Annotated in this window: 8 protein-coding genes; 2 read left to right on the forward strand and 6 right to left on the reverse strand. The window is 62.6% G+C overall.

From position 1 onward, the window contains the following. Nucleotides 1–403 (forward strand): glycosyltransferase (locus ACYVDE_RS09555; protein ID WP_460501266.1); only part of this gene is annotated, 403 nt, incomplete at its 5' end. A 92-nt stretch (nt 404–495) separates the two neighbouring features. Here ACYVDE_RS09555 and nth read toward each other — a convergent pair. The 3 genes from nth to ACYVDE_RS09570 form a co-directional block, all read right to left on the reverse strand. Continuing rightward, complete coding sequence (nth, locus tag ACYVDE_RS09560; protein WP_460501267.1) at nt 496–1,173, reverse strand: endonuclease III domain-containing protein; 678 nt, start codon at nt 1,171–1,173, stop codon at nt 496–498. 403 nt (nt 1,174–1,576) lie between these two features. Further along, on the reverse strand, nt 1,577–2,215 hold the full coding sequence (locus ACYVDE_RS09565; protein WP_460501268.1) for an RNA polymerase sigma factor: 639 nt from the start codon (nt 2,213–2,215) through the stop codon (nt 1,577–1,579). A 297-nt stretch (nt 2,216–2,512) separates the two neighbouring features. After that, complete coding sequence (locus ACYVDE_RS09570) at nt 2,513–2,917, reverse strand: hypothetical protein (RefSeq protein WP_460501269.1); 405 nt, start codon at nt 2,915–2,917, stop codon at nt 2,513–2,515. A 126-nt stretch (nt 2,918–3,043) separates the two neighbouring features. Between ACYVDE_RS09570 and ACYVDE_RS09575 the strand changes: the two genes are divergently transcribed. Then, nucleotides 3,044–4,321, forward strand: a complete 1,278-nt coding sequence (locus tag ACYVDE_RS09575) for an MFS transporter (protein ID WP_460501270.1) — start codon at nt 3,044–3,046, stop codon at nt 4,319–4,321. A 75-nt stretch (nt 4,322–4,396) separates the two neighbouring features. Here ACYVDE_RS09575 and ACYVDE_RS09580 read toward each other — a convergent pair whose 3' ends face one another. The 3 genes from ACYVDE_RS09580 to ACYVDE_RS09590 form a co-directional block, all read right to left on the reverse strand. Further along, on the reverse strand, nt 4,397–4,873 hold the full coding sequence (locus ACYVDE_RS09580) for a hypothetical protein (protein ID WP_460501271.1): 477 nt from the start codon (nt 4,871–4,873) through the stop codon (nt 4,397–4,399). Between the two features lie 24 nt (nt 4,874–4,897). Beyond that, complete coding sequence (locus tag ACYVDE_RS09585; RefSeq protein ID WP_460501272.1) at nt 4,898–5,503, reverse strand: nucleotidyltransferase family protein; 606 nt, start codon at nt 5,501–5,503, stop codon at nt 4,898–4,900. Nucleotides 5,504–5,614: 111 nt separating this feature from the next. Then, nucleotides 5,615–7,948, reverse strand: a complete 2,334-nt coding sequence (locus ACYVDE_RS09590; RefSeq protein WP_460501273.1) for a xanthine dehydrogenase family protein molybdopterin-binding subunit — start codon at nt 7,946–7,948, stop codon at nt 5,615–5,617. Between the last annotated feature and the right edge of the window lie 298 nt (nt 7,949–8,246).

The following is an 8,246-nucleotide window of genomic DNA, read 5'->3' on the forward strand; positions in this document are numbered from 1 at the left end:
GGCGGCGGCGCGCTGGCCGGGGCGCATCCGGCTGATAGGTGGGCAGGCGCGGCATGAGGTGTTCGCGTGGTTTGCACTGGCCGAGGTGTCGGTGGTGTCGTTTCTGGGGCTGCCAGTGCTCGATGCCAACTCCCCGGCCAAGCTCTACGACTCGCTGGCGGTGGGCACGCCGGTAGTGGTCACCAACGCGGGCTGGACGAAGGCCTTGGTAGAGCAGCACGCCTGCGGCTGGTATGTGCCGGCCGGCGCGCCCGAAGCGCTGGCTGCCCGCCTGCGCCAGCTGCTCGCGCAACTGCCGCTGCTGGCCGCCGCCGGTAGCAATGGTCGCGCATTCGCTCAGCAGCATTTCGACCGCCAACAGCTAGCCGCGCAGGTGCAGCACATTCTGGAAGCGGCGGTGTAATAATTTTGTGCTGGTCAGTTTGCCTTTTGTGCTGCCTAGCACTCCAAATGGAACTATATGTACTATGGAAGTGCCTCGTGGTGCAGCAGATGCTACTTTTCTTCAATTGGCACAACGGCCGCAGCCTTGCCAAAATACTTCTCGAAGTAGGCGCAGCTAGGGGCCAGCGGGCAGATACTGCACTTCGGCGAACGCGCCACGCAGATGTAGCGACCGTGCAGAATCAGCCAGTGGTGGGCTTTATTGATGTATTCTTCCGGTATATAGCGCACCAGTGCCTTCTCCACGGCCAGCGGCGTGGTGGCGGTTTTCGGCACCAGCCCCAGCCGGTGTGACACTCGGAAAACGTGCGTATCGACCGCCATTGCGGGCTGGTTATAAATGACGGAAGCTACCACGTTGGCGGTTTTGCGGCCTACGCCGGGCAGGCGCTGCAGCTCATCAATTTGGCTCGGTACCTCGCCGGCGAAATCGGTGGTGAGCATGCGGCCCAGGCCCGCCAGGTGCTTAGCCTTGTTGTTGGGGTAGGAAACGCTGCGGATGAAGGGAAAAATGTCGTCGGCCGAAGCCGCGCCGAGGTGGGCGGCGGTAGGAAATTCGGCCAGCAGCGCGGGCATCACCAGGTTTACGCGCTTGTCGGTGCACTGCGCGCTAAGCACCACGGCCACAATCAACTCGTACGGATTGTTATACGCAAGCTCGGTTTTAGGCTCCGGAAAGTTGGTGGTGAAGTAATCGAGAAAGTAGCGGAACCGGGCGGCGCGAGTCATGCGGTGGGGGAGTGAGCGGAGCGCAAAAGTAGGACCGCGAAAATGGCTCTAAAAAAGAACGTCACGCTGAGCGCAGCCGAAGCATCTCGCGTATGGTAGTAAATCCAATTGTTAGGATTACTTCAGCACGCGAGATGCTTCGGCTGCGCTCAGCATGACGTTCTTTTCCTAGGCGATTACACTATGCCCGCCAGCGCGGGGTGTGCAGCGGCCGCCACAAAAAATCGAAGGGGCTCAGGACTTGCTTAAAAAAGTGCGCGAGTAGCGCAAAATGGCCTCGGAGGTGGCGGGCCGCGGCTCCCGACGTACTCCGTCGAGCGCCCGCTGGGCCAAAAGGAGGTCGGCGCAGCTGGCGGCCAAGTCCGGGTCGTGCTGCAATGCCTCCTCTACCTCGCGCTGCCTTTCAGGAGGCAATTCGTTGTATACATACTGGAGTAGCGTCGAATACGGTAAAGTTTGAATCATAATGATGCAGGGAATTTGCGGTCATCTTCTTCCGCAGGTTAATCAGCGCGTAGCGCATCCGGCCCAGCGCCGTGTTGATGCTCACACCAGTAGCGTCGGCAATTTCCTGGAAGCTCATGTCGCCGTAATGGCGCATCAGCAATACCTCCTTTTGGGCGGCGGGCAGCTCCTGAATTAACGCGCGCAGGCGGGTGTGGGTTTCTTCGCGGGCCAGGGCGTCGTCGGGGCCGTCGTCGGCCAGGGTGAGGGTGTTGGCGAGGCGGTCGTTGTCGGTCAGGCTCACGTGGGGCGTGCGCTTATTGCGACGGAACGAATCGATGGCCAAGTTGTGGGCGATGCGGCAAATCCAGGGGGCAAACTTGCCCTCTTCGTTGTAGCGCCCGCTTTTCATGGTGTGGATGGCCTTGATGAACGTATCCTGCAACAGGTCCTCGGCCACCTCTTCATCGCGCACGATGAGCAGGATAGTCGTGAACACACGACTGCGGTGGCGCTCCAGGAGGAGGCCGAAAGCAGATTCCTGGCCAGCCAGGTAGAGCGAGATGAGCGCGGAGTCGCTCGGTTGCAAGAGGTCCATAAAGGGCTACGGTGAGGAGGGAACGTAGAGCTTTAGGCCATAGTATGCAGTTACCGGTAAATATTTTGGGAGCTCCGCGGCGACAGGTGCGTCGCGCCGCTGGATTCTGTCCAAATGTAGAAAAATGCCGCGCACTTTCGCAATAGCGCTTACCCGAAAAATGACAAAATATTTTCAGGAATTTGAAGCAACCTTCCCGAAAACTTCATCTGGGCCTTTTTTAAGGGTTTGGCCGTAGGCAAATTCACGAAAAAAAGTTTCCGCCCGAAGCAAAAGATTTTGGGCAGCAGCGCTAGTTCACTGTGCCAGCCAGCGGTGGGCCGCTGCTTCGTCGGTAAAAAGCGCGCTGAGGTAGCCCTCTTCGATGGTCGATTTGGCGCTGATGGCCGCCACCGAGCTGTCGGAGGCCTGCAGCTGGGCGCGCAGGGGCGAGGCCAGAAACGCAATGCGCACAGGCTGGGCGTAGCGCCCCACCAGCCGCGGAAAGAACTCGTGGTTCATCCACTGCGTGAGGGCGGGAGTGGCCAGCTCCTCGCGGCGGCGCAGGTCGAGCAGCCAGCGCCAGCAGCCGAGGGCATCGGCGGCGGCCAGAATGGCGAAATAGCCGTCGTGCAACTCGGTTTCGCTGATTTCGCGCTGCCAGCGGGCCACTACGGCCGGCAGGTCGGGGCGGGGCATGATGTCGAGGCCGAAGTCGGGCATGGGGAGGAAGCGGAAGCGCGGTCAGAAGTGCTCTTGCAAGATAACCGAAACACCCACGCAAAGCCAGCCCGCGCCCGGCCCCGGCTACCTTTGCCGCTGCCCACCCGTACAGGTGGTTTTCTGCTTATGCTGCCTTCCGCCGATTCTGCGCCCGCCCACGACCCCTACGCGGCGCTGCGCGTGCCCGATTTTCGCCGGCTGGTGTCGGCACGGGTGCTGCTCACCATTGCCACCCGCATTCAGGGGCTGGTGGTAAGCTGGCAGATTTACCACCTTACCAATAACCCGCTGGCGCTGGGCCTCATTGGCTTGTCGGAGGCCGTGCCCAGCATTGTGGTGTCGCTCTACGCGGGTTACGTGGCAGATTCGGTGCCGCGCAAGCGCATTGTGATGCCGGCCTTGGCGCTGCTGCTGCTGTGCGCGGTGGCCCTGGCGGTGCTGGCCAGGCCCTACGGCCTGGGCCTGCTGGCGAAGGACGCGCTCTACACGCTGCCGCTGTACGCGGTGATTTTTGTGAGCGGTATTGCGCGGGGCTTTATGGGGCCGGCGCTGTTTTCGTTTATGCCGCAGCTGCTGCCCACGCGCGACCTGCTCTCCAACGCCGTGACGTGGAACTCGACTAGCTGGCAGGCCTCGGCGGTGCTGGGCCCGGCCGTGGGCGGCTACCTGATTGCCCAGCTGGGCGTGGCCAATTCCTACGTGGTGAGCGCGGCCATGCTGGCGCTGGCGCTGTGGCAGTTTGGGCTCATTGCAAGCCGCCCGCTGCCATCCGCCGAAGGAGGCGAGCGTCTCAGCCTGAAGGAAAACGTGCTGAGTGGCCTAAAATTCATTTTTAGCAACCAGCTGGTGCTGGCGGCGCTGTCGCTGGATATGTTCGCGGTGCTGTTTGGCGGGGCGGTAGCGCTGCTGCCCGTGTTCGCTTCCACCATTTTGAAAGTGGGCGCCACCGGCTTCGGCTACCTGGAGGCCGCTCCGGCCGTCGGCTCGGTGCTGATGGCGGTGTTCCTGACGTATTTCCCGTTGAAACGCCGGGCCGGGCTGAAACTGCTGTGGGCGGTGGCGGGCTTCGGGCTGGCTACGATTGGCTTCGCGCTGTCGAAGAATTTCTTCCTGTCGCTGTTTCTGCTGTTTCTGACGGGCGTGTTCGATTCGGTATCGGTGATTGTGCGCTCCACGCTCATCCACCTCTACACGCCCGAGTATATGAAGGGGCGGGTGTCGGCGGTGAACAACATCTTCATTGGCTCCAGCAACGAGATTGGGGCCTTCGAAAGCGGTACGGCGGCCCGGCTGCTGGGCACGGTGCGCTCGGTGGTATTCGGCGGGCTGATGACGCTGGTAGTGGTAGCCATCACCGCGTGGCGGGCCGACAAGTTGCGCAAGCTGGAATCGGGTACGAAATAAAAGCGCCTTTGGGGGCCGTGGCCAGCAAGACCCAAACCATCCAAAGGCGCTGCGTGAAGCGAGAACAAATTTGGGCTACTGCACCTGTAGCGTAACCGTGCGCGAGCAGGTGTCGCGCTCAAAGTTGGGCCGGGAGGCATCGAGGTCGAGCGTGGCCTGCACCTGGCCATTCACGAGCAGCTCGGCGTGGGCTTTGCCACGCAGAGGCGGGTTGTAGGGGTACCGTGGGTTGGCCACAACATCGGGGTACCAGGCGCGAAAGCTGTATTTACCCGTTGGCGCGTCGGTTTCGGGGCCGGTTTCGGCGATGCCGCCGTAGGTGTCGGAGTTACCCCCGATGCGCTCCAGAAACGGCTCGCCAGCGTCTTCGCGGCGCACCTGAATGTAAAGCATCGTATTGTTGCCATCGGTTTGTAGGCGGCGAATGGCCAGCTTGGCGCGCGAAGGAGCGGGAGTGGAACCCGATTTCTTGCCACAGCCAGGCAGCGTCGCGACCGACACTACGCAGACTGAAAACAAGACCACCGGGCAGAGGCGGAATAGTGATTTCATGCCGGCAAGTAACAACCAAATTCTTCATTTCGACGACACCAGCGCCGCGTATTGCTCCGGCGTATCCACGTCGAGCAATCCTTCCGGAAAAGCCACCCGCCCCACGGCCGCGCCCAACCCCGCAATGAGCCGCACCGCGCCTTGCTGCCCCTGTAGCTGCATTAGCTGCGGCCATATTGCCTGAGCGAAGATGGCGGGTACGCCCAACGTGTCGCCATAAGCGGCGGCCACGATGGGCGCCTGCAGCAGCTGCTGCTGCGCCACCAGCTGCTGCAGCAGCGCGGGTGTTACCATTGGCTGGTCCGTCAGCATGATGAGGACGGCGCGGGGCTGCGCCGGGGCCACGGCCGCCAGCCCGGTCTGGATGGACGAGGCCATGCCGGATTCCCAATTTAAGTTGCGCACGGCCTGGATGGGCAGGCCAGCCACTTCAATAATCAACTCCTCGTGCAAGGCCCCGGTAACGAGTACCACGGGCGCGCAGCCGCTAGCCTCGGCTGTTTCGGCGGCGTGGCGGAGCAGGGTTCGGCCGTGATAGGGCAGGAGCTGCTTGGGGCGGCCCATGCGGGTGGAGGCCCCGGCGGCCAGCAGGAGCAGGGCTACGGGGGCATCGGGCTGGGTGCTTTGCATGGGGCTAAAAAACGTCTGTCATGCTGAGCCGAGCGGAGGGCCTTATCACTCAGGAATTTCCCGCGTGATAAGGCCCTTCGCTCGGCTCAGCATGACAGACGAGAGTGTGAATTAGACTGCTTTCGTGCCCAGTACCTTATCGGGCGTAATAGGTAGTTCGCGCACGCGCTTGCCGGTGGCGTGGAACACAGCATTGGCCACTGCCGCCGATACGCCCACCATCGAAATTTCGCCGATGCCCTTCACGCCCATGGCGTTGATGTACGGGTCGTGCTCATCGATGAACTCCACGGACATTTCCGGGATGTCGGCGTTCACGGGGATGTGGTAGTCGGCCAGGCTGGCGTTGGTGTAGCGCGAGAAGTTCTGGTCGCGCACGGTGCCTTCCATCAGGGCCGCGCCGATGCCGAAGATGCTGCCGCCGATAATCTGCGAGCGGGCGGTTTTGGCGTTGAGGATGCGCCCCGCGCCGTGCACGCTCACCCAGCGCGTGACGCGCACGGTACCGAGGTCGGGGTCCACCTTCACCTCGCAGAAGTGCGCACCGAAGGAGTGCATGGAGTGCTGGGCGGCTTCGTCCTTTTTGCTTTGGTCGGCGTTGGCGGCGGCTTGCGCGTCTTCGTAGCCGCTGCCGTAGCGGCCCTGGCCGTTGCCTTCGATGTCGCTCATGTCGGCGCGCTTCATCAGGTCGGCGAAGCCTTCGCCTTTTTTCGGGTCCGATTTCAGCTGAAGGCGGCCGCCTTTGGCTTCCACGTCGGCGATTTTGGCGCGGTAAAGGGGCGACTTCTTATCGAGCACGGCCACCTTAATGAGCTTCTGCCACAAATCCTGCACGGCCATGTATACCGACGACGACACCGTGCCGGCCGCCACCGAGCCGCCCGAGTTGGGCGCGGTGGGCAGCTTGGTATCGCCCAGCTCGAAGCGCACTTTATCCACGGGCAGGCCCAAGGCATCGCAGGCTACCTGCGTCATCACGGTGTAGGTGCCGGTGCCTAGGTCGGTGGCGCCAGCCTGCACCACGGCGTGGCCGTCGGCGTAGAGGCGGGCGCGGGCGGTGCCCTGCGAGTTATGCACCGGGTAGCTGGCCGTGGCCATGCCCCAGCCCACCAGCAGGCGACCGTCGCGGGTGGCGCCGTTCTTGGGGTTGCGCTTACTCCAGCCAAATAGCTCGGCTCCGCGTTGGTAGCACTGTTTCAGACTCTTGCTGCTCCAGGCGTGGCCGTTGCTGGGGTCCTTCTCGGCGTAGTTGCGCAGCCGGATTTCGATGGGGTCAATACCCAACTGATAGGCCAAATCGTCCATCGAGCTTTCCAGTGCAAACGAGCCGGGGGCCTCGCCGGGGGCGCGGGTGAAGGTCGAAGTCATCACATTGGCCCGCGCCAGCTGGTACGAGGCCTCGAACGTGGGGCACTCGTAGAGCATGTTGATGATTTTGCTGTTCGACTCGGCATAATTGTCCCAGGGCGACGTAGTCGAGGTTTTCTCGTGGATGAGGGCCGTGAGCTTGCCGTCCTTGGTCGCGCCCAGGCGCAGGGTCTGGGTTTGGTCTTCGCGGTGGCCCATACCCGTAAACATCTGCGGGCGCGTGAGGGCCAGCTTCACCGGCCGGCCCACCGCTTTAGCGGCCTGCACCGTGAGAATGGTGTGCGGCCAAGCTGAGCCCTTGCAGCCGAAGCCGCCGCCGAGGTACTTCGTGACGACGCGCACCTGCTCGGCCGAGAGGCCCAGCATGGTGCTCACCGACTTCTGCGTGCGCGTCACACCCTGCGTCGATTCGTAGATGGTGAGGCGGTCGGGCGCTTCCCAGTGGGCCGTGGTGGCCCCGGGCTCCATCGGGCTGTGGTGGTTGATGGCGTGCGTGTACTTATGCGTGAGCTGGATGGGGGCAGCCGCGAAAGCTGCCTGCGCATCGCCGCGCTTCACGTGGCCGGCCGCTTTGCCGTCCTGAATCTTCTCGGGGTCGAACAGCTGGGCCTTGGGGTCTTCGTAGGAAGCAATGGGCTTTTCGGCGGCTACCTGCACTTTCAGCAGGGCGGCGGCGTACTGGGCGCGCTCCAGTGTGTCGGCTACCACCACGGCCACCGGCTGCCCGGCGTAGTGAATCTGGTCGTCCGTCAGGGGCAGGTAGCCCATAGGCGCGCCGATGGCCTTTTTGCCGTCGGCATCGTTGGGCGTTTTGGCCAGCTTGGGAATGTTCTGATAGGTGAGAATGGCCAGCACGCCCGGCTGCTTCTGGGCCGCCGACATGTCAAAACCCGTGATGCGGCCTTTGGCCACGTCGCTGGTTTTGATGACGGCGTGCACTAGGCCGGGCAACTGGTTGTATTCGGCGGCGTATTTGGCCCGGCCCATCACCTTGTCGCGGCCGTCCACGCGGTTTAGGGGCTGGCCCACCACGCCGGCTTTGGGGTTGGTTTCGAAAAATTTTGGTTCGGTATCCATGATAATAGCTGCGTTATGCTGAAAAGAAGAACGTCATGCTGAGCGAAGCCGAAGCATCTCGCGTGCAGTCACTAAGCAATGACGTTGCAACGATTGAGTTACTACCCCACGCGAGATGCTTCGACTGCGCTCAGCATGACGTTCTCGCGGCCTCTTTGCAAATCTTAGCCGGCCACTTTCATCAACGCCTGCACCAGCGTGTTCTGGGCCAGCTCTACTTTGAAGCGGTTGTCCTCGTGCGGCTGGGCTCCGCGCAACGCCGCCGCCGCCGCGGCCCGGAACGTGGCTTCGGTGGCCG

It is taken from the genome of Hymenobacter agri (assembly GCF_054778495.1).

Bases quoted from the DNA above. Each gene is read 5' to 3' on its own strand.
- ACYVDE_RS09585 (WP_460501272.1), bottom strand. From the start codon at position 5,503: ATGCAAAGCACCCAGCCCGATGCCCCCGTAGCCCTGCTCCTGCTGGCC.
- ACYVDE_RS09590 (WP_460501273.1), bottom strand. From the start codon at position 7,948: ATGGATACCGAACCAAAATTTTTCGAAACCAACCCCAAAGCCGGCGTG.
- nth (WP_460501267.1), bottom strand. From the start codon at position 1,173: ATGACTCGCGCCGCCCGGTTCCGCTACTTTCTCGATTACTTCACCACC.
- ACYVDE_RS09565 (WP_460501268.1), bottom strand. From the start codon at position 2,215: ATGGACCTCTTGCAACCGAGCGACTCCGCGCTCATCTCGCTCTACCTG.
- ACYVDE_RS09570 (WP_460501269.1), bottom strand. From the start codon at position 2,917: ATGCCCGACTTCGGCCTCGACATCATGCCCCGCCCCGACCTGCCGGCC.
- ACYVDE_RS09580 (WP_460501271.1), bottom strand. From the start codon at position 4,873: ATGAAATCACTATTCCGCCTCTGCCCGGTGGTCTTGTTTTCAGTCTGC.
- ACYVDE_RS09575 (WP_460501270.1), top strand. From the start codon at position 3,044: ATGCTGCCTTCCGCCGATTCTGCGCCCGCCCACGACCCCTACGCGGCG.